General features: G+C 59.1%; 20 protein-coding genes and 1 pseudogene. 16 read left to right on the forward strand and 5 right to left on the reverse strand.

The window, feature by feature from the left end; translation table 11 throughout:
* Window positions 1-24 precede the first annotated feature (24 nt).
* The 3 genes from PV407_RS26740 (at window position 25) to PV407_RS26750 (ending at window position 3,741) form a co-directional block, all read left to right on the forward strand.
* Window positions 25-780, forward strand: a complete 756-nt coding sequence (locus tag PV407_RS26740; RefSeq protein ID WP_332093057.1) for an SDR family NAD(P)-dependent oxidoreductase — start codon at window positions 25-27, stop codon at window positions 778-780.
* Window positions 781-858: 78 nt separating this feature from the next.
* Complete coding sequence (locus PV407_RS26745; RefSeq protein WP_332093058.1) at window positions 859-1,758, forward strand: SDR family oxidoreductase; 900 nt, start codon at window positions 859-861, stop codon at window positions 1,756-1,758.
* Between the two features lie 225 nt (window positions 1,759-1,983).
* A complete protein-coding gene (locus PV407_RS26750) occupies window positions 1,984-3,741 on the forward strand; it encodes a glycerol-3-phosphate dehydrogenase/oxidase (RefSeq protein WP_332093059.1) in 1,758 nt (585 codons plus the stop codon).
* Window positions 3,742-3,753: 12 nt separating this feature from the next.
* Here the strand turns inward: PV407_RS26750 and PV407_RS26755 are convergent, their stop codons facing one another.
* Window positions 3,754-3,954 (reverse strand): DUF6199 family natural product biosynthesis protein, encoded by a 201-nt coding sequence (locus PV407_RS26755; protein WP_332093060.1) that lies wholly within the window; start codon window positions 3,952-3,954, stop codon window positions 3,754-3,756.
* Between the two features lie 235 nt (window positions 3,955-4,189).
* Between PV407_RS26755 and glpK the strand changes: the two genes are divergently transcribed.
* On the forward strand, window positions 4,190-5,662 hold the full coding sequence (gene glpK / locus PV407_RS26760) for a glycerol kinase GlpK (RefSeq protein ID WP_332093061.1): 1,473 nt from the start codon (window positions 4,190-4,192) through the stop codon (window positions 5,660-5,662).
* Between the two features lie 115 nt (window positions 5,663-5,777).
* On the opposite strand, the gene PV407_RS26765 is transcribed toward glpK, so the two are convergent.
* Entirely contained in the window at window positions 5,778-6,293 is a 516-nt protein-coding gene (locus tag PV407_RS26765) for a hypothetical protein (RefSeq protein WP_332093062.1), read from the reverse strand.
* Window positions 6,294-6,359: 66 nt separating this feature from the next.
* Window positions 6,360-7,214, reverse strand: coding sequence for an AraC family transcriptional regulator (locus PV407_RS26770; protein WP_332093063.1), 855 nt, complete (start codon window positions 7,212-7,214; stop codon window positions 6,360-6,362).
* Between the two features lie 92 nt (window positions 7,215-7,306).
* Between PV407_RS26770 and mutY the strand changes: the two genes are divergently transcribed.
* On the forward strand, window positions 7,307-8,509 hold the full coding sequence (gene mutY / locus PV407_RS26775) for an A/G-specific adenine glycosylase (protein ID WP_332093064.1): 1,203 nt from the start codon (window positions 7,307-7,309) through the stop codon (window positions 8,507-8,509).
* Here the strand turns inward: mutY and PV407_RS26780 are convergent.
* Complete coding sequence (locus PV407_RS26780; RefSeq protein WP_332093065.1) at window positions 8,506-8,667, reverse strand: hypothetical protein; 162 nt, start codon at window positions 8,665-8,667, stop codon at window positions 8,506-8,508. The genes mutY and PV407_RS26780 overlap by 4 nt on opposite strands.
* A gap of 182 nt (window positions 8,668-8,849) precedes the next feature.
* Window positions 8,850-9,464 carry a superoxide dismutase gene (locus PV407_RS26785; RefSeq protein ID WP_332093066.1) on the reverse strand — a complete coding sequence of 205 codons (615 nt, stop codon included), beginning with the start codon at window positions 9,462-9,464 and terminating at the stop codon, window positions 8,850-8,852.
* 690 nt (window positions 9,465-10,154) lie between these two features.
* On the opposite strand from PV407_RS26785, the gene PV407_RS26790 reads away from it, so the two are divergent.
* From PV407_RS26790 to PV407_RS26840, 11 genes and pseudogenes are all read left to right on the forward strand, one after another.
* Window positions 10,155-10,583 carry a GNAT family N-acetyltransferase gene (locus tag PV407_RS26790; RefSeq protein WP_332093067.1) on the forward strand — a complete coding sequence of 143 codons (429 nt, stop codon included), beginning with the start codon at window positions 10,155-10,157 and terminating at the stop codon, window positions 10,581-10,583.
* Window positions 10,584-10,799: 216 nt separating this feature from the next.
* Window positions 10,800-11,351, forward strand: coding sequence for a DUF402 domain-containing protein (locus PV407_RS26795; RefSeq protein WP_332093068.1), 552 nt, complete (start codon window positions 10,800-10,802; stop codon window positions 11,349-11,351).
* Window positions 11,352-11,353: 2 nt separating this feature from the next.
* Complete coding sequence (gene lepB / locus PV407_RS26800) at window positions 11,354-11,950, forward strand: signal peptidase I (RefSeq protein ID WP_332093069.1); 597 nt, start codon at window positions 11,354-11,356, stop codon at window positions 11,948-11,950.
* Window positions 11,951-12,388 (forward strand): ribonuclease HI, encoded by a 438-nt coding sequence (gene rnhA / locus PV407_RS26805; RefSeq protein WP_332093070.1) that lies wholly within the window; start codon window positions 11,951-11,953, stop codon window positions 12,386-12,388. It abuts the gene before it with no gap.
* A 10-nt stretch (window positions 12,389-12,398) separates the two neighbouring features.
* Window positions 12,399-13,577, forward strand: a complete 1,179-nt coding sequence (queG, locus tag PV407_RS26810; protein WP_332093071.1) for a tRNA epoxyqueuosine(34) reductase QueG — start codon at window positions 12,399-12,401, stop codon at window positions 13,575-13,577.
* A 31-nt stretch (window positions 13,578-13,608) separates the two neighbouring features.
* Window positions 13,609-14,640, forward strand: a complete 1,032-nt coding sequence (locus PV407_RS26815) for an HD-GYP domain-containing protein (protein ID WP_332093072.1) — start codon at window positions 13,609-13,611, stop codon at window positions 14,638-14,640.
* 119 nt (window positions 14,641-14,759) lie between these two features.
* Window positions 14,760-14,969 (forward strand): YneF family protein, encoded by a 210-nt coding sequence (locus tag PV407_RS26820; protein ID WP_332093073.1) that lies wholly within the window; start codon window positions 14,760-14,762, stop codon window positions 14,967-14,969.
* A 39-nt stretch (window positions 14,970-15,008) separates the two neighbouring features.
* Complete coding sequence (folE, locus tag PV407_RS26825; protein ID WP_332093074.1) at window positions 15,009-15,602, forward strand: GTP cyclohydrolase I FolE; 594 nt, start codon at window positions 15,009-15,011, stop codon at window positions 15,600-15,602.
* Between the two features lie 848 nt (window positions 15,603-16,450).
* A complete protein-coding gene (gene secA, locus PV407_RS26830) occupies window positions 16,451-18,805 on the forward strand; it encodes a preprotein translocase subunit SecA (protein ID WP_332093075.1) in 2,355 nt (784 codons plus the stop codon).
* Window positions 18,806-18,811: 6 nt separating this feature from the next.
* A complete protein-coding gene (locus PV407_RS26835; protein WP_332093076.1) occupies window positions 18,812-19,246 on the forward strand; it encodes a hypothetical protein in 435 nt (144 codons plus the stop codon).
* A gap of 55 nt (window positions 19,247-19,301) precedes the next feature.
* Window positions 19,302-20,194 (forward strand): annotated as a pseudogene (locus PV407_RS26840) (hypothetical protein); the annotation flags it as partial.

Genomic DNA, 20,194 nt, shown 5'->3' on the forward strand with positions numbered 1-20,194 from the left:
GAATCGGGAAAGGAGCGGCAACATATGAAGCAGTTTATCGTTACCGGAGCGTCCAAAGGGCTCGGACAGGCGCTGCTCCGCGAGCTGATGCGGCCGGAATGCCGGCTGATCGGCATGGCGCGAAGCGATGCCGGGGAGCTCGCGAAGGAAGCCGCCGGCAAAGGGGTCGCGCTGCGCTGGATTCGCTGCGATTTGGGCGACGCCGCCTCTCTGGAAGCCGTCATGGAGCAAGCGTTCGCCGAAATCGACGGGGAGGGGCTCGATACGATCGGTCTGATCAACAACGCGGGCGTAATCGAGCCGATCGCGCCAGCCGCCGTCGCGTCGGGCGAGGATTTGATCCGCAACGTAAGCGTCAACCTGATCGCGCCGGTCGTCTTGACCGCCGCTTTTTTGCGGCTGACCGCCGGCTGGAAAGCGAAACGGCTCGTGCTGAACGTGTCGTCGGGAGCGGGGAGCAAGCCGTATTCCGGCTGGAGCGCCTACTGCGCGTCCAAAGCGGGACTCGATATGTTTACGCGCTGTGTCGGCGCGGAGCAGGAGGCGGAAGCGAACGGCGCGCGCGTGCTCTCGGCCGCGCCCGGAGTCGTCGACACGGCGATGCAGCGGGACATCCGGGCCGCGAGCCCCGAGCTGTTCCCGAGCCGCGAACGGTTCGTGGAGCTGCACAGTTCCGGACGGCTTGCCGGCGCGGACGAAACGGCCGCGAAGCTGCTGCGGACGCTGTTCGACGAGCGGCACCCGTCCGGCAGCGTGCTGGACGTGAGGGATTTGTATTGAAGTTCGTCCGGCGGAACATCCGGGCGATCGATGAATATTGTGCCTGTAACCGAACTTTACGGTCAGGAGGTATTCGCATTGTATCCCCATTATCCGTATTACGGGACGGAAACGACCTGCGAGCGGACGCCGCTCACGTTCCCGCCCCAGCATCAGGACCGCCAGCCCGGCATGGAATATTTGATGAAGCCGCGGCCCCTGTTCGACAATCCCGCTTACGTCGGAAGCGGCAAGCTGAGGGACAAAGTCGCGATCGTTACCGGCGGCGACAGCGGCATCGGACGCGCCGTAGCCGTCGCCTTCGCCAAGGAAGGGGCGGACGTGGCGATCCCGTATTTGGACGAACATACGGATGCCGAGGAAACCCGGCAGGCGATCGAAGCGTTCGGCCGCCGCTGCCTGCTTCTGCCCGGCGATTTGCGCGAGGAAGCTTGGTGCCGCGAAGCGGTGCGCAACACGGTCGGCCGTTTCGGAAAGCTTGACGTGCTGGTGCTCAATCACGGGGTGCAGTTTCCGCAGCGGTCGATCGCCGACATCAGCAGCCGCCAGCTCGAGGACACGTTTCGCACGAATGTATATCCGTTCTTTTATATGACTCAGGAGGCGCTGCCGCATTTGAAGCCGGGAAGCTCGATCATCGCGACGACTTCCGTAACCGCTTATGAGGGGGCGCCGCTGCTGCTCGATTATTCCTGCACGAAAGGGGCGATCGTCTCGTTTACCCGGTCGCTGTCGCAGCAGCTCGTCCAATCGGGCATCCGGGTTAATGCGGTGGCGCCCGGTCCGATCTGGACCCCGCTGCAGGTGTCGAGCTATCCGGCGGACTATATCAAGACGTTCGGCGCGGACACGCCGATGCGCCGGGCCGGGCAGCCGTTCGAATTGGCGCCGACCTACGTCTATTTGGCGTCGGACGACTCCGGTTACGTGACCGGACAAGTGCTGCACGTCAACGGCGGCACGATGACCGAGACGTGAGCCGGGCGGACGGCTCTTTACATCGCCTCACGCGTTGTGGTACTCTTGAAAGCAAGAACAATCGAATGGACGGCATCATCAATCGGGCGGAGATGAGGAGACCCCTTTTGCTGATAGACGCTTGTTGCGCGCGCGCAACGGGTGTTTTATCATGCGAAGGGGTTTTTCGCATTCCCGGGCAAAACGCCGCTTCGCCGCCCGCCGCCGTCATGGGAGGCGCTACAGATGGAACAAACTTTTTCCGCCGGCCGCAGGGAACGGATGCTGCAGCAAATGTCCGAACAGCGGCTCGACGTGCTCGTTATCGGGGGAGGCATCACGGGAACGGGAATCGCCTGGGACGCCAGTTTGCGCGGCTTGCGAACGGGGCTTGTGGAAATGCGCGATTTTTCGTGGGGCACGAGCAGCCGTTCGACGAAGCTCGTTCACGGGGGGCTCCGCTACTTGAAGCAGGGCGAAGTGAAGCTGGTCATGGAGGTCGGCCGCGAGCGGGCGCTGCTGCACGAGAAGGCGCCGCATATCGTCATCCCCGCGCCGATGATGCTGCCGATTTACAAAGGCGGCACCTACGGCTACTTCATGTCCTCGATCGGCTTGTACGTGTACGATTTGCTCGCGGGCGTCAAACGGGGCGAGCGCCGCATTATGTACGGACGCGCCAAAACGCTGGAGCTGGAGCCGCTGTTCAAGACGGAAGGGCTGAAAGGGGCCGGCTATTATTACGAATACCGTACCGACGACTCCCGGCTCACGATCGAAATCGCCAAAACGGCGCACGGCCACGGCGCGAGCCTGGTCAACTACGCCAAGGCGGCCGGCTTTTTGTACGAGGGAGGCAAGGTGGCGGGGGTGAACGTGGAGGACGTACTGACCGGGCGCACGTACCCCGTCTATGCGAAAAAAATTATTAACGCCGCGGGTCCGTGGGTCGACCGCGTCCGCCAAAACGACCACGAGGTGAAAGGCAAACGGCTGCTGCTGACGAAAGGCGTCCATCTCGTCGTCGACCACTCCAGGCTGCCGGTAAAGCAGTCGGCCTATTTGGACGTTCCGGACGGACGGATGATTTTCGTCATTCCGCGCGAAGGCAAGACGTACATCGGGACGACCGACACGTTCTACGAAGGAAAAATCGAGGAGCCGCGGACGACGCGCAAAGACCGGGACTACTTGCTGGACGCGGTCAACCACGCGTTTCCCGGCGTTCGGCTGACGGCGGCCGACGTCGAGTCTTCCTGGTCCGGTTTGCGGCCGCTCATTCGCGAGGAGGGCAAGGGGCCGTCGGAAATTTCCCGCAAGGACGAAATTTTCCGTTCGGAATCGGGACTGATTACGATCGCGGGCGGCAAGCTGACCGGCTTCCGCAAAATGGCCGAGAAAGTCGTCGACCTGGTCGAGCGGGAGCTCGGCGAGGAGGAAGGGCTGAAGGCGGTCGGCTGCCGGACCGACCGCGACTCCATTAGCGGCGGCGACCGCGGCGGCTTCGCCTCGTACGACGACTATCGCCGGCAGTGGATCGAGCGCGGCGAGCGGATCGGCGTGCCGGCCCGCGACACCGAATATTTGCTGGGCCGGTACGGCTCCAACATCGCGGTCATCTTCGACGCGTATACCGGTGCGGAAGCGGAAACGGCGGCGTCGGCGGAGTCCGCATCCGCGAACGGGACGAAGGCCGCGGCCGTTTCGATTCGCCCCGGCGCGGCATCGCCGCAGAAGAAGGACGGCCTCCGTCTGCTCGAAGCCGAGCTCCGCTATGCGATTCGGCACGAAATGACCGTTACGGCGGCCGATTTCCTCGTTCGCCGGACCGGTCTCGTCACGTTCGACCGGAAGCGCGCCGAGACGCTCGCCCTGCCGGTCGTGCGGACGATGGCGGAGTTGCTCGGCTGGAGCCCGGAGCGGGCGGAGCGCGAGCGGCAGGAGGTGCAGGAGGCGATCGAGCAGGCGTCGAGCTTTCCCGATATCGCCGATACGGCCGGGTGACGTTTGAAGCTTTTACAAGCCGGAAACAAGCAGGAAGATGCCGATGCCGATCGCGAGCAAGCCGCCGATACGCCCCATCAGGAGGGCGGCTTCGCTCGGCTCGGCGTTTTTGAATTGCCAGCCGACGTTCCAAAACCAGGCCGTTCTCGGAAAAATGACGTTAAGCAGACCGATTCCGATGAACAGAAACGGGACGATTTTCAAAAGCAGCATTCGGCAGCACCTCTTCAAAGCGGTTGGCGGTCAAGCGAATTGCAGGCGTTCGCGACAATAAGCGCTTACAACATGGTACGCGGACCGGGCCGGAAAAGTTTCGGTTCCGGGGCGTTTAACGGGTCGAACGGATAGCGGGATTAACGATTTGCGTTTTTTTGCGCCGCCCGGTATTTCCATGCAGCGCTGCGGATGGTATGGTGTTAAGTAGATCAAACCGGTTGGAGGGATGGTCATGAAACGGTACGTCATGGCGCTCGACCAAGGCACGACCAGCTGCCGAGCGATTGTATTCGGCCGGGACGGAAAGGTCGAGGCGCTGGCCCAGCGGGAGTTTCGGCAGTTTTTCCCGCGCGCCGGCTGGGTCGAGCACGACGCGAACGAAATTTGGAGCACCCAGCGGCAGGTGATGCTGGAAGCCGCCTCCGGCATCGACCCGGCCGATATCGCCGCGATCGGCATTACGAATCAGCGGGAGACGACGGTCGTCTGGGACCGGGCGACGGGCGATCCGCTTCACCCGGCGATCGTCTGGCAATGCCGGCGCACGAGCGAGCTGTGCGAGCAGCTGAAGCGGGAAGGCTGGGACCATACGATCCGGATGAAAACCGGGCTCGTGACCGATCCGTATTTTTCCGGCACGAAGCTGAAATGGATTCTCGACCACGTGCCCGGCGTCCGCGAGAAAGCGGAGGCGGGCGAGGCGCTGTTCGGGACGATCGATTCGTGGCTCGTCTGGAAGCTGACCGAAGGCCGCGTTCACGTGACGGACGTGTCGAACGCTTCGCGCACGATGCTGTTCAACATTCATACGCTGGAGTGGGATAAGGACATATTGGCCAAGTTCGGCATACCGGAGGCGATGCTGCCCGAGGTGAAGCCGTCCAGCCACGTCTATGGGGAAACGGCGCTGCTCGGAGGCTCCGCCGCCGTTCCGATCGCGGGCGCGGCCGGCGACCAGCAGGCCGCCCTGTTCGGCCAAGGCTGCTACGAAGCAGGCATGGCCAAAAATACGTACGGCACGGGCTGCTTCCTGCTGAAAAATACGGGAACGAAGCCGATCGCTTCGCAAAACGGCCTGCTGACGACGATCGCGTGGGGCTTGGACGGCGAAACGACGTACGCGCTCGAAGGCAGCGTATTTACGGCCGGGTCCGCCGTCCAGTGGCTTCGCGACGGCTTGCGGATCATTGACGACGCGAGCGAGACGGAAGCGCTTTCCCTCTCGGTCGAGCATACGGAGGGCGTCTACGTCGTTCCGGCGTTTACCGGGCTCGGCACCCCGTACTGGAACGCCGACGCGCGCGGCATGATCACCGGGCTGACGCGGGGAAGCGGCAAGGCGCATATCGTCCGGGCGACGCTCGAATCGATCGCGTACCAGACGATGGACGTGCTGCGGGTGATGGAGAAGGAGTCCGGCATTCGGCTGAACGAGCTGCGGGTCGACGGCGGCGCGACGAAAAACGGCTTCCTGATGCAGTTTCAGGCCGACATGCTGGGCGTGCGCGTCACCCGGCCGAAGGTGCAGGAGACGACGGCGCAAGGAGCGGCGTATTTGGCCGGACTCGCGGTCGGCTTCTGGAGCGGCAAAGACGAGCTGAAGGCGCTGTGGGAAAAAGACCGGCAGTTCGAGCCGGCGATGCCCGAGGAGACGCGAAACCGTCATTACGCGGGCTGGCTGCGGGCCGTCGGCTATCAGCTGTAGCCTCAACAAGGAGCAAGGCCGCTTCCGACATCGCATGACGCGATGCGGGAGCGGCCTTTCGGTTTTGCGGCGACCATCGGTTTCATCCGGCCTTGCATTGCGGCCTTTAAGGCGCTTATCCTCTCCAGAAGCGGAAAATGAGCGCGCACGCGAGAAGGCTCGCCCCGCCGGAAAACCCGAGTATGATCGGCGCATAGCCCAAGTAGAAGCTCCAGATGACGATGCCGAGCGCCGCCAGCCACAAGCCCAAATAGACGAGCTCCCGGCCGAGCCGAACGCCGATCCAGACATAAAAGGCGGCGAGCAGGAAGCAGCGGAGCAGCTCGGGGACGAACAACGCGGTCGTCCCGAGGCGGGCCGACAAGGCGACGACCAGCAGCAGCGCCGCCGCGGCGAGCGCGGGAATGCCGACGGCCGCGACCTGCCGAGAGGAAGCGGCCGAGCGTCCGACCCGGTCACGGACGACGAGCAGCACCGTCAGCGCCGCCGCGACCCCCAGCAGCGTTTTGCGAACCGCGCCGTGCGGATCCGCCATCCATATATACTGCAGCAGCGAATCGGCCATCCACTGCGTACCCCATATCGTCAAATAAGGAACCGTCCAGTACGCTTCAGCCTTGTTCCGTTTCACGCGTTCCCCTCCCGAATCACGCCTAGCTTACTATTCCTGACGCGGGAAGTCAACTTAGGCGGCGCGTCATTTCACCGGATCGCCCCGGTTGCGCTTCGCGTATTCGCGCGGCGAAAGGCCGACGACCTTTTTGAACATGCGGCTGAAATAAAACTCGTCGCCGTAGCCGACGCTTTGGGCGATCGACTTCAGCCGGTAATCGGACAGGACGAGCAGCTCTTTGGCGCGGTCCATGCGCAGGTGGGTCAAATAATCGATCGGGCTGTAGCCGATCACTTTTTTGAACAGCCGCGAGTAATGGCTTACGCTGAGCCCCGCGAGCTGGGCGAGCGACTCCAGCGTCAGCGGCTCCTTGTAATGCTGCGCCATGAAATCCTGCGTCAGCTCGATCGCGGCGGTCGTGTCGCCGGCGATTTTTTGCGCTCGAAATTCCTGCACGAGCGCAAGCCAAAATTCCTGCAGCAGCAGCTTGCGCCGCATCGCCGTCATATGGCCGCGCCGCTGCCAGAGCACGAACAGCTGCTCCATGTAATAGATGAACTGCGGCGTATTTTGCAGCGAATACATCCCCTGCAGCGGAAACGGGCATTCCGCCGAGCTGCGGCAAATCCACTGTTCCTTCTCCTCGTACGTTTCCGTATAATGAAAACGTAAAAAGTAATATTCGAGCGGCTGCTCCTCGTCGCTCCGCCTCTCGACCAGCATGCCCGGGGCGAAAACGAACAGCTTTCCGGGCTCGGCCGGATAATGGGTGCCGCCTATCGTAAACGTTCCTTTGCCCTTGACGATCAGCCACAGCGAATGATGCCGGATCGTGCGCAGCGGCTGGTGCCAGTTCGGCTCGCATTTGCGGTGGCCGGTCAGCGCGATCGAGAAGACGAGCTTGTTCAATTGGGCGGCGATTTGACCCGGGGTCAGCATACGATAAGCTTCGGCTCCTTTCGCCCGCGCCCTCGGCGGGATTCAGACACATTCATCATACCAGAAACGGAAAACAAATTGACAGACGGGAGTTGGAGGGTCTGAACGCGAACGACGCAAACACGTATTTTTCCAAGGAGCTGCTTGGCTGGTACGACGTGCATAAACGGGATTTGCCTTGGCGTCGCAGCCGCAATCCTTATTATATTTGGATATCCGAAGTGATGCTTCAGCAAACGCGCGTGGAAACGGTCATTCCGTATTACCACCGTTTCGTGGAGCAATTTCCGACCGTCGAGGCGCTGGCCGACGCTCCGGAGGAGCAGGTGCTGAAGGCGTGGGAAGGGCTCGGCTATTATTCGCGGGCGCGCAATTTGCAGGCGGCCGTGCGGGAAGTGAAGGAACGTTACGGGGGGAAGGTGCCCGATACGCCCGAGGACATCTCGTCGCTGAAAGGCGTGGGGCCGTATACGGCCGGGGCGGTGCTGAGCATCGCCTACAACAAGCCGGAGCCGGCCGTCGACGGCAACGTCATGCGCGTGCTGTCCCGCTATTTTTTGCTGCGGGACGATATTGCGAAGCCGGCGACCCGCGTCGCCATGGAACGGCTCGCGCGGGAGCTCATTCCGGAAGGGAAGGCGGGCGACTTCAATCAGGCGCTGATGGAGCTGGGCGCGACGGTTTGCACGCCGAAATCGCCGCACTGCCTTACCTGCCCGGTCATGGAACGGTGCGCCGGCCGGCTCGAAGGCGCGGCGGACGAGCTCCCCGTGAAAACGAAGGCGAAGCCGCCGCGCCCGGAAGCGCGCGCCGTCGCGTATATCGAAGGCGCGGGCCCGCACGCCGGCCGCGTGCTGATCCGGCAGCGCCCGAAGGAAGGGCTTCTCGCCCGGATGTGGGAGCTGCCGCACGTTCTGCTGCCGGAAACGGCGTCGGGGGCGACGCTCGCCGATACGGATGCGGCCGCGATGCGCTATTTGCGGGAAAAGCTGGAGGACGAGCACGGGCTGGAGGTGGAGCCGGTTGAGCCGATGATGGACGAAAGCCATACGTTCAGCCATATCGAGTGGCGCCTGCGGGTGTACCGGTGCCGGTTCGTCGGCTTTGCGGACGACCGTTCCGCTTACGGCGCGGAGGCGGCGCCCGGCGACGGTTCGGGCGAAGCGGCCGGCGCCGGGCGGGAAGAAGGCGGCTTCCTATGGTTCGGCGACAGCGAAATGAAGCGGTACGCGCTGCCGAACGTTTTCGCGAAAATTTTGCGGCAAGCGGCACCGTTCGGCGCGGCGCGGCGTTAGGCGCTCGGCCGGCACCGTTTGCACACTTTGGCTTTCTCGCCGCTTTCGAGCGTGCGGGTATACAACAGCTTGATGCGGGTCGCGCCGCAGACGGGGCACGTCCCCCTTCCCCGGGAAGGCAGTTTCCAAAGCGCTTTACCGCGGTTCGTTTTCGACATGCGCAGTTCGTCCTCTCTCTCGAATCGTCAAATCGCTACATTGTATTCGCGGGCCGCGCGAAACATGCGAGAGCCGGGAGAGGATCGGCCGGCCAGGCGAAACGAACCGTCTTTGAACGAAAAAAAATCCCCGCCGCGGCCGTCTGGGCGACGGCTGCGGCGGGGATCGTTCGAGCGGAGACTTATTTTTTGGCGGCGTCGTACAGTTTGCCGACTTCGTTCCAGTTGACTACGTTCCAGAATGCGGCGATGTAGTCGGGACGTTTGTTTTGATATTTCAAGTAATAAGCGTGCTCCCATACGTCCAGACCGAGGATCGGCGTGTCGCCTTCCATGATCGGGCTGTCTTGGTTCGGCAGGCTGTATACTTTCAGCTTGCCTTCCTTCGAAACGGCGAGCCACGCCCAGCCGCTGCCGAAACGGGTCGTTGCCGCCGCCGCGAACGCTTGCTTGAACGCGTCGAAGCCGCCGAGCTCGCTGTCGATCGCCGCGGCGAGAGCGCCGGTCGGAGCGCCGCCGGCGTTCGGGCCGATCGTCGTCCAGAACAAGGAATGGTTCGCGTGGCCGCCGCCGTTGTTGCGAACGGCCGTGCGGATATCTTCGGGTACGGCGTTCAAATCGGCGATCAGAGCTTCGAGCGATTTGTCGTGCAGCTCCGGATGTTTGTCGAGCGCCGCGTTCAAATTCGTAACGTATGTGTTATGGTGACGGTCATGATGGATTTCCATCGTTTGCGCGTCGATGTGCGGTTCAAGCGCGTTGTTGGCGTAAGGCAGTGGCGGAAGTTGGTGTGCCATGCGGAATTACCTCCCTAAATTATGGATTTGTACATGCCTATTATCCCTCATTTTCGGCAATAAATCAACATGTGCAATACTTATGTTTGAAAAGTTGTTCATACCCGTTCCCGCCGCCGGCTCGAAACGACGCGATCCGCCGGGCGGTCATCAAACAGTATGCTTGATTTTTATCATCTTATACCCTCCCTATCTCATAGAGTATATTGTAGCAGGCTGCCGAATCGGGCGGTCGGCGATCGGGAGATTTGTTACACAAAATGGAAAAACAATTGCACATTTCCTAAATAGGGACTGAAAACGATTACGATTAAGCGTTTTCAGTCATTTTAACGAAATATTTTTATGTTTTTAAGGTTTTATTAAGATTTAGGCAGGATTTCCTCGATTTTTGTCGTATTTGTAATTTACTAACGGTTCAGATCGTCATCCGGAAGCATGTTCGGCCCGAAGCCTTTTCGACAAGCGATGCCGTCGCCCGCGCTTCGAGGTCCGCCTTCCTCTTCGTCGCGCCGCGGTTCGCATCATCTTGTTGGCCGCTATCCACCCGATGCATACGAATTAGGAGTCCGATATCCGTCCGCCGGGCGTACGGTTTGATCGGACCGCTTTACCTTGCGAATCGGCGAGTCGTACGTTTATAGCTGTCTGTACCGAATTTCAGAAAAAACAAAACGGGGAGAGACCACCATGTTCGTTCGGCCTTTTCAGTTGTCCGATTACGCGTCGATTACGAAGCTTTTCCGCGAAGTGTTGTCCGAGGCCTGCTACGAAGAAACGATCGAAGCCTTTGCCAAGCAGCTTACTCTGGATCCGGATCTCGTTCTCGTTTCCGTCCTGAACGACGATATCGCCGGCATCATCATCGGCACGATCGACCAGCGCAATCAGGGCTATTATTACCGCATCGCGGTAGCGCCCGAGTACCAGCGCAAAGGCATCGGCAAATCGCTGATCACCGGTCTCAAGCAGAAATTCATCCAGCGCAAGGTCAGCAAAATTTTGGTCACCGTGGACGTGCACAACGAACCGATTCTTCCCGTATACGAAGCGGTAGGATATACCGACAACAATTTTTCAAGATCGTTCCGCCATCTGCGCATCGTCAGCGGCCGTTGACGAAAGCCGGAACGCATCTTTTCCGCGAAGGGCATATCTTGAAGCCAGTGTCATTGGCGAAAAGGTATGCTTTTGTTTTCCGTACGGAACGGTAAACGGCATGTCCGGACCGGCCCGTTTACGAATCGAGACCGGTCGAGGCCCCGACTGCCCGCCACTACCTTCGACGATCGTTTTTGTATATAATAGAACCAGTTGCCAGAAAGGGCCCCGCGTATGAATTCATTTTCCGAATACCGCATCAAAAGCTTCAAGCACGACGGCCATCTGCACCGGATGTGGCTGCAAAACTGGCGCGTTCCGGAGGAGCTGCTTCTGCCCGAGCACCGGCTCGAATCGATGATCGTGCTGATCAACAGCCAGACGCCGATTCGGGAGAGCGACGGCAAGGAATGGACCAGCAAAATTCCGTCGGTGACGTTTTTCATCCCCGGCGAATGGTTCAACGTCGTGTCGCTGCTGGAAGATCACGGTATCCGCTATTACTGCAACATCGCGTCTCCGCCTTACGTGAGCGGCGGAGTCATCACGTATATCGATTACGACCTGGACGTCATCCGCACGCCGGACGGCGGCATCCAAATCGTCGATCAGGAAGAATACGAGCAGCATAAACAAAACTATCATTACTCGGACATGGTCGAACGCAAAGTGAAGCGCGGGCTGGACGCCGTGCTCGACCGGCTGAAGCGGGGACAGTCTCCGTTCCGCGCCGAGCATGCGCTGGCCTATTACGAGCTTTGGAAAAACGAAGGGCCGGAGGGGTAACATTGAGCGCATACGACAGCGGGGAGAGCGGCGAAGCGTCGCCGGCGATTCCGACCGAGCCGGCGCAAACGAGAAGCTTGGCCGCGGAGTTGTGGGATTGGACGAAATCGATCGCCGTCGCCCTCGTGATCGTCATTTTGCTGAATATGTACGTTTTCAATTTGTCGACGGTGAAGGGACATTCCATGGAACCGACGCTGCGGGAGAAGGAATGGCTGTTCGTCAACAAGTTCGCCTTGTTGATCGGCCACCCGAAGCGCGGGGACGTCGTCATTTTGAAAGATCCCGACATGCAGTCGGCCGATCGCCAATTTTTGGTCAAGCGGGTCGTGGCCGTTCCGGGGGACAAGGTGGAAATTCGGGGGGGCAAGCTTTACGTCAACGGAGAGCAAGCATCGGAGCCCTACACGGACATCAAAATCGAAGACGGCGACCGCGGGCAAATCGTCGTGGAGGAAGGGCATTATTTCGTCATGGGCGACAACCGGCATCAGGGCGCGAGCAAAGACAGCCGCATATTCGGGACCGTTGCGGAAAAGCTGATACAAGGCCGGGCCGATTTCATTTTGTGGCCGCTCCGTCAAGTGGGAGGTTTGTAAGTGAAGGAAGTGACGATCTACACCGACGGCGCCTGCTCGGGCAATCCGGGTCCCGGCGGCTGGGGAGCGATTTTGTTTTACGGCGCGAACCGGAAAGAGATGTCCGGGGGCGAGAAGCATACGACGAACAACCGGATGGAGCTGCTCGCGGCCATCGAATCGCTCGGCGTGCTGAAGGAGCCTTGCCGGATCAAGCTGTACAGCGATTCCGCCTACTTGGTCAACTGCTTTCAGCAGGGCTGGTATCGCGGCTGGATGAAGAACGGCTGGAAAAACAGCAAAGGCCAGCCCGTCGAAAACCAGGATTTGTGGAAGCGTCTGCTGCAGCTGATGGACATGCACCGCGTGGATTATATCAAAGTAAAAGGACACAGCGACAACGAATTCAACAACCGTTGCGACTTTTTGGCCCGGGAAGCGATAAAGCGCTTGACATGAGGTGATCGACGTGGAAACGACGACAGCGCCGGACGACCGGGAATTTTACGCCAAGCTGAAGGAGGAAATCCGCGACGCGGCTCCGAAGCTCGGCATCGACAAGATCGGCTTCGCTTCGGCCGAGCCGTTCGGCGAGTTGAAGCAAATATTGCTGCGGCACCGGGAGCAGGGCTACGAGTCGGGCTTCGAGGAGCCCGATCTCGACAAGCGGACGGACCCGGCGCTCAGCCTGGAACGTCCGCAGTCGCTTATTTCGGTCGCCATCGCCTATCCGTCCAAGCTGCCGAATCCGCCGAAATCGGAGCCGGGCGCGTACCGGGGCATCGTTTCGAGGTCGTCCTGGGGCGAAGATTACCATAAAGCGCTGCGGAAACGAATGGCCGCCCTCGAATCGTTCATCAAGGAACGCGTGCCGGACGCCCGGATCGAGAGCATGGTCGATACCGGAGCGCTTTCCGACCGGGCCGTCGCGCAGCGGGCCGGCGTCGGCTGGAGCGGCAAAAACTGCGCCACGATTACTCCGGAATGGGGGTCGTGGGTGTATTTGGGCGAGCTTGTGACGAGCATCCCGTTTCCGCCGGACCGGCCGCTGACCGACCAATGCGGAGACTGTACGATCTGCATCGACGCCTGTCCGACGGGCGCGCTTGTCGGCCCGGGGCAGCTTAACTCCAGCCGCTGCATTTCGTTTGTGACGCAGACGAAAGGGTTCGTGAGCGACGAGCTGATGCGCAAAATCGGCAACCGTCTGTACGGCTGCGATACGTGTCAAATCGTTTGTCCGGTCAACAAAGGGAAAAACTGGACGCATCAGCCCGACCTGCAGCCCGAGCCGGAGAAGGTCAAGCCGCTGCTGAAGCCGCTGCTGACGATGTCGAACAAGCAGTTCCGCGAGCGGTACGGCGACATGGCCGCCTCGTGGCGGGGCCGGAAGCCGATTCAGCGCAACGCCGTCATCGCGCTGGGCAATTTTCGCGACGCTTCGGCCGTCCCGCTGCTGAGCGATGTGCTGCTTCACGACGACAGGCCGGTGCTGCGCGGCACGAGCGCCTGGGCGCTCGGCCGGATCGGCGGCGCGGAGGCGCGGGAAGCGCTGAAGGAAGCGGAACGGACGGAAGCCGATCCGGAAGCGGCCGAGCGGATTCGCGAAGCGCTGGCGCAGCTTGCCGGGAATGACGAACGCGCATAATGTAGACTCGATCCGGGGGGGCGCTTCTTGCATGAAATATGTAAGCATCGAGCAGGTGGAGCCCGGTCAATTTTTGGGCAAAACGATTTTTGCCAGCAACGGCACGGTTTTGCTGTCCGAAGGCGTGCAGCTGACCGTTTACATGATCAACACCCTGAATCGGATCGGCGCGACGATGATTTATATCAAGGACCCCCAGTTCGAAGACGCGGATATTCCCGAGGTGCTTTCCGACGAGACGAAGCGAACGGTCATGAACAAGATGACGGAAACGTTCCAGACGATCAAATCCGGCAAATCGTTCGACCCGCGCGCCGTAAGCGTCAGCATCGAACAGCTGCTGGACGACGTGACCCGCAACAAGGAAGTGCTCATCCAGCTGTCCGACATTCGCACGAAGGACAACGAGCAGTATGTGCACGCCTTGAACGTTTGCATGATGTCGACGATGATCGGCATCAATATGAATTTGACCCCAACGCAGCTGAAGGAGCTGGCGATCGGCGCCTTGCTGCACGACGTCGGAAAGGTCGAGAGGCTGACGGACGACGAGTCTCCCGATCCGAAGCGGCATCATACGTGGCGCGGGTTCGAGCTGCTGAAGCAGAAGCAGGAGCTGAACCTGCTGATCGCCCACGTGGCGCTGCAGCATCACGAAGCGCCGAACGGCGAAGGGGCTCCCCGCGGCTTGAGCGGCGACCAAATTCATATGTACGCGCAAATCGTCGCGGTCGCGAACATGTTCGACAATTTGCTGTACGATGGAGTGCAGCGAGGGAAATCGATGCTGCCGCACGAAGCTTGCGAGCATATGATGGCATTGGCGGGCACGAAGCTCAACCGGGATGTGCTGGTTCAATTTTTGCGCACCGTTTCGATTTATCCGAACGGAACGTCCGTCCGGTTGTCGACGAAGGAAACCGGCGTCGTCGTCGGCCAGCACCGCGGCTTGCCGGGTCGTCCGGTCGTCCGCGTCGTTCGTCCGGTCGGCGAGGAGATCGAGGTCAAGGAGGTCGATCTGGCGAAGCATACGACCGTTTTTATCGAGAGCGTGCTTGCTTGACGCTTCGCCTGGAACGAACGCCCGGACGGCGCAATCCCATTTGAAGTTGCATGGCGGGCGTGCTATGATGAAATGTATTCGACAACCATAAGAAACAATTGCTGGGGTGAAATGCGGGAATGTGGAATTGGATCATACCCATACTGACACTGATCGTCGGCCTCGTCGGCGGCTTTTTCATCGGTGTGTACTACTTGCGCAAGCAGATCGAATCGATGCAGTCGAATCCGGAGATGCTGCAGCAAATGGCGAAAAAGATGGGATACAATTTGAACAAAAAGCAGATGCAGCAAATGCAGAACATGATGAAAAACCAGAAGTGGAAGTAACGGCTGCATCTCCCGCGGCGGCGAGGAGGAGAGAAACGAATGGCTGGAATTAAAGATTACGTAAACGATCATGTAGGGCGCAACCGGGAAAAGGTCGAGGAGCATATCCGGGAAATTTTGAGGCTCATCGGCGAAGACGTGGAGCGGGAAGGATTGCTCGAAACGCCGGCCCGGGTCGCCCGCATGTACGAGGAAATTTTCGCCGGGTATTCCGTCGATCCTCGCGAAGTGATGGGTGTTACGTTCGACGAGCAGCATGAAGAACTGGTCATCATCAAGGACATCGTATACTACAGCCAGTGCGAGCACCATATGGCGCCCTTCTTCGGCAAAATCCACGTCGGCTACTTGCCGAGCGGCAAAATCGCCGGCCTCAGCAAGTTCGCCCGACTGGTCGAAGCGGTGACGCGGCGTCTGCAGGTGCAGGAGCGCATTACGTCGGAAATCGCCGACATTTTGGTCGAGGTGCTGCATCCGCGAGGCGTCATGGTCATCGTCGAGGGCGAGCATCTGTGCATGTGCGCGCGGGGCGTGAAGAAGCCGGGCAGCAAGACGGTGACGTCGGCGGTGCGCGGACAATTCGTTTCCGATTCCGCGCTGCGGTCGGAGTTTTTGTCGCTCGTGAAAGGTTGAATAAAGGCAAGCGAAGCCGGTCTCTTGGGAGGCCGGCTTTTTTGTCGTTAAAGACGACCATGCCGCGAGGCGGCAAAAGCGCGGCTTTCCGTTACGGAGACGGTGCCTCTCTCGTTTCACTACGGAAGCGCGCGTCATACACGGTACCTTATCCGGGGTAATCGGGCGGATCCGGAGGATCGGGAGGGATGGCTTACGAATCGTACGATGCTTATAAGGCGGGAAAAAGGTCGTTTTCAAGGCTTAACGAATCCGTATATCGTTATTGAGCTGAAAAGGGAAGAAAACGGTCCGATTCGCGGGGTAACAACGTTACCAGAGTTCGTTACAATTTCAAACGACCGCATTCGGCTCTAATAACGATCGCTCGATTCGTTAGCCGTAAGTCCGGAAACTAGAAAGAAACGAAAGCGGCTTGCGGAAACCTAGAGGGAATGGGGATTAAGGCGGAACTTTACCGTGTTTACGGCTCTATAGCCGAATAGGAGAAGGCGACTTCGCCGGCGGTAGTCTAACTCGTTCCCTCCCTATGATCAAGCGTATCGGTTTGCACGCCAAAGAACCGTCCGGGTGGTTTTCCGGACGGCTTTTCTTGTGTTGCCGGGAAGTGGAATGAGAGGTTGGTGTGTCGAATAGTGTCATTTAATTCGTCATTATTCGACAAATCGATACAGAGCTCGTATCCTATTTGATGGATTGCTTGTAAAATACTATTAAAATTTTCAAACGATTTATGAAAAATATACCATAAAATATTCGGGGTTGGAATTTATTGTCGGGTGAGCTATAATGGTGGCACATTATACCTAGTTCCATTTTACCGGTTTGCCATTGCAAGGGGGAACTATATGTCGTTCTTGATCGATTCCATTTTAGGAAATAGGGATCATAGAAAAGTCGATAAAATCAGGAAGCGCGTACTTCCCCGGATCGATTCCTGCTATCGGTCGCTGCAGCCTGCGACAAATTTGCAAGAGTTGACGATAGAGCTCCGTCTTCGTCTGCAGCGGGGCGAGGATCGCGAAGAGCTTCGTTTGATTGCTTTTGCGGCGGTGAAGGAAGCGGTTCGCCGTGCGCTCGGCATCACGATGCACGACGTTCAGCTGATCGGCGGCTGGATCATGTGCGAAGGGAGCATCGCCGAGATGATGACCGGCGAGGGCAAGACGATCGTTTCCTTGCTCCCCGCCTACTGGTTCGGCCTGCACGGCAAAGGCGTACATATGATAACCGTCAATGAATATTTGGCTTCGCGCGATTGCGAGGAGATGGGCAAAGTGTTCCGTCTGCTGGGGCTGTCCGTCGGTCTCAACCTGGCGAACGGCAGCGAGTCGGATAAGAAGGCGGCTTACCTGTGCGATCTTACATACGGAACGTGTACCGAATTCGGCTTCGATTATTTGCGAGACCATATGGCGCTTCGCCCGGAGCAGCGGGTCCAGAGAGCGCTGTATGCCGCGATCGTCGACGAGGTCGACAGCATTTTGATCGACGAGGCGAGAACCCCGCTCATTATTGCCGGCAAAACGAAAGCGGCGCCGGATCTTTATTATGTTTGCGCCCGGTTCGTGCGGGGGCTTATCGAGACGAGAGACTATGAGGTCGATCGCGAGACGAAGCAGGTTATGTTTACGGAAGCGGCAATCCGGAAAATCGAAGCGGCTTTCGTGATCGATAACTTGTACGAGCTGGAGCACACGACGATCTATCATTACTTGCTGCAAAGCTTGCGGGCCAAAGTGCTGATGCAGCGGGACGTCGACTATATCGTGGCGGACGGGCAAGTCCGGCTGATCGACGCCTTTACGGGGCGCATTTTGATAGGACGGCAGTTCAGCGAGGGGCTGCAGCAGGCGATCGAGGCCAAGGAAGCCGTGCCGCTGAGCGACGAGAACCGGACGTACGCCACGATTACGATTCAGAAATTTTTCGGCTTGTACGAACAGATCGTCGGCATGACGGGAACGATCAAGACGGAAGAAGAGGAGATGCGGCGCATCTACGGACTGGACGTAGTAACGCTGCCGACCCATAAGCCCGTCCTGCGCAAAGACTACGACGATATCGTCTTTCTGACCAAAGAAGCCAAGTACGATCAAGTGATCGACGAAATTCGGAGCCGGCATGACCGGGGGCAGCCCGTACTTGTCGGCACGACTTCGGTTCGTCAGTCGGAATATATCGCGGACCGGCTTTCGCGACTGCAAGTGCCTTTCCGGCTGCTCAATGCGAAAACGGAGACGGAAGAAGCGGAGCTGGTTGCCCAAGCGGGCATCAAGGGAGCGGTAACGATCGCGACCAATATGGCCGGGAGAGGGACCGACATTCGGTTGGGAGAAGGAGTCGCCGAGCTGGGAGGACTCCACGTGATCGGAACGGAACGCCACGAAAGCCGGCGCGTCGACAATCAGCTGCGCGGACGGGCCGGGCGGCAAGGCGATCCGGGCTCTTCGCAATTTTTTTTGTCGCTGGAAGACGAATTGGTTGAGAGATTCGCCGCCGATGAGGCAGAGGCGATTCGAGCATCGTGGAAGCACGGCGGCGAAGGCGTGCAGGGCGGCGATATGCAGAGCTTCATGGAGCGCGTGCAAAAGCGGGTGGAGCAGCAAATGCTCGCGATTCGCTCCATGGTATTTCGGCTGGATTCGATCGTTCACGATCAGCGCCAGTCGTTCTACAAGCAGCGGGACGAAGTTTTGCTGGACGATGACATTGCGCCTTTGCTCGCCAACACGGTAAAGCGTTACTTGATCGAATTGGCGAATCGATGCGGTCCGCCCGATCGTGCGCCGAAGGAGTGGGATACGGGACGGCTGGCGCGCGAAATCGGAGCAGCAGGTTTGGCAGATTTCAGAGGCTGTCGCGATTCGAAAGATTTGCAGACTCGCTTGTTGGAAAGCTGGACGAGCCTATGGGAGCGGTATGCGGAGCAAGTCGGAGCCGAACGCTTGCAGGCGACGTGGAAAGAGCGGTACGTCCGGACGATCGACCGCTGCTGGCTGGATCATTTGGAGAGGTTGGACCATTTGAAGCAGGGCATCCATTACCAGGCATATGCCCAAAAAGATCCGATCCAGGCGTATCAAGGGGAGGCCTGGGCTTTATTCGGCGCCATGGGCGGCCGCATCGATAGGCAGATCAGCCGGAAGCTGCTCGAGGATATGAGAGAATGGGCGGTCGAGCCGGTACCTAAGGTGGTGTAGCGGAGCATGGAGCGCAAAAACGGATTTCTATCGCGCATACGCAGCCGATTGTTCGGCGGCGGCACGGAAGCGAAGGCGAAGGAATTGATCGTTTCGGAGCCGGAGCAAACGCTCGAGCAGGAAATCGTGCAAAGCGTCGAAACGATCGATTTGAACGAGCAGCTGCAAATGATCCGGATCGCCAACGAATACGCGGAAGCTTACGTTTTTCCGGGAATGCGGATCGATCCTTCCTGGGTGAAGGGGTTCGCCCTGCAGAACGACATTTTCGTAACCGTAGGCGATGAAACGGTAAGCCGCAGCAATCTGGAAGTTTTTTATCAGGACCCGGCGTCGGGGGAGAAGAAGATCGTTTATCTCGTGAGCCTGATCCGCTTTGCGGATGATCATTGGCGCGTCTTTCAAGCGAAGGAGGTGATGCCTACTGAAGTAGGCATCTAATCCTGGCTGGCTTTATATCATCTAGTCTATTAATTCATGAGAGAGAGGTAGAGGCATGGCGAAGCAGAATGAGAGGAAAGGTTCCTCGAAGAAAAACGTAGCGAAATTATTGGTGGCCACGATGGCCGTTACCCCCGTTGTGGCTGTTATGCCTGGGGTTGTTAGTGCGGCGGCAATTGAGGGTACGGCAACCGACAATAGCATTACCATGGAAGCAGGAAATACGACCGTATCGGCAACGGACAACAAATGGGTGATCAATGTAACCACGGGAACATTAAACCCAGCTGTTACAGAAGCGGACTTGAATATTACCGGCTTGCCAACTGGCTTGACGTTTACGGCCGTGAAGGGAACAGGTAACACCATTGATATTACGGTAGGAGGTACTGCTACTTCAACTGTAACTACCCCCACAGCGGTTAACGTGATAGTGAAGGGCAGCGCCGTGACAGACGGTTCGACCGATTCCGCCCCCATTAACGTGACAGTTAATCCAGCACCGGATACGACGGCACCGGCACTGAGCGCAACAAGCGCAAGCGGAACAACGGCGACGGGAACGACGTTGAACTTTACGTCGGACGAAGCCGGCACGTACTACTACTTGGTATACGCAGCGGCAGACGCAGCTCCAACAGCGGCGGACATCGAAGCCCAAGGAGCGGCCGTCGCCAAAGGCACGGCAGCAGCAAGTGCGGGAGCCAACACGGCGAGCGTAACCGGATTGAGCGCATCGACCGCGTACAAAGCGTATGTCATCGTGAAAGACGCGGCGGGCAACGTTTCGAGCGTAGCGGAAATCGCGGTAACGACGACAGCAGCACCGGATACGACGGCACCGGCACTGAGCGCAACAAGCGCAAGCGGAACAACGGCGACGGGAACGACGTTGAACTTTACGTCGGACGAAGCCGGCACGTACTACTACTTGGTATACGCAGCGGC

The organism is Paenibacillus sp. GYB003, from assembly GCF_036577625.1.
GTDB lineage: Bacteria > Bacillota > Bacilli > Paenibacillales > NBRC-103111 > Paenibacillus_AB.

What these genes read in the sequence shown, in the direction of transcription:
- PV407_RS26740 (WP_332093057.1), top strand. Translation starts at nt 25, where the DNA reads ATGAAGCAGTTTATCGTTACCGGAGCGTCCAAAGGGCTCGGACAGGCG.
- PV407_RS26750 (WP_332093059.1), top strand. Translation starts at nt 1,984, where the DNA reads ATGGAACAAACTTTTTCCGCCGGCCGCAGGGAACGGATGCTGCAGCAA.
- PV407_RS26755 (WP_332093060.1), bottom strand. Translation starts at nt 3,954, where the DNA reads ATGCTGCTTTTGAAAATCGTCCCGTTTCTGTTCATCGGAATCGGTCTG.
- glpK (WP_332093061.1), top strand. Translation starts at nt 4,190, where the DNA reads ATGAAACGGTACGTCATGGCGCTCGACCAAGGCACGACCAGCTGCCGA.
- PV407_RS26770 (WP_332093063.1), bottom strand. Translation starts at nt 7,214, where the DNA reads ATGCTGACCCCGGGTCAAATCGCCGCCCAATTGAACAAGCTCGTCTTC.
- PV407_RS26780 (WP_332093065.1), bottom strand. Translation starts at nt 8,667, where the DNA reads ATGTCGAAAACGAACCGCGGTAAAGCGCTTTGGAAACTGCCTTCCCGG.
- PV407_RS26785 (WP_332093066.1), bottom strand. Translation starts at nt 9,464, where the DNA reads ATGGCACACCAACTTCCGCCACTGCCTTACGCCAACAACGCGCTTGAA.
- PV407_RS26790 (WP_332093067.1), top strand. Translation starts at nt 10,155, where the DNA reads ATGTTCGTTCGGCCTTTTCAGTTGTCCGATTACGCGTCGATTACGAAG.
- PV407_RS26795 (WP_332093068.1), top strand. Translation starts at nt 10,800, where the DNA reads ATGAATTCATTTTCCGAATACCGCATCAAAAGCTTCAAGCACGACGGC.
- PV407_RS26815 (WP_332093072.1), top strand. Translation starts at nt 13,609, where the DNA reads ATGAAATATGTAAGCATCGAGCAGGTGGAGCCCGGTCAATTTTTGGGC.
- PV407_RS26820 (WP_332093073.1), top strand. Translation starts at nt 14,760, where the DNA reads ATGTGGAATTGGATCATACCCATACTGACACTGATCGTCGGCCTCGTC.
- folE (WP_332093074.1), top strand. Translation starts at nt 15,009, where the DNA reads ATGGCTGGAATTAAAGATTACGTAAACGATCATGTAGGGCGCAACCGG.
- secA (WP_332093075.1), top strand. Translation starts at nt 16,451, where the DNA reads ATGTCGTTCTTGATCGATTCCATTTTAGGAAATAGGGATCATAGAAAA.
- PV407_RS26835 (WP_332093076.1), top strand. Translation starts at nt 18,812, where the DNA reads ATGGAGCGCAAAAACGGATTTCTATCGCGCATACGCAGCCGATTGTTC.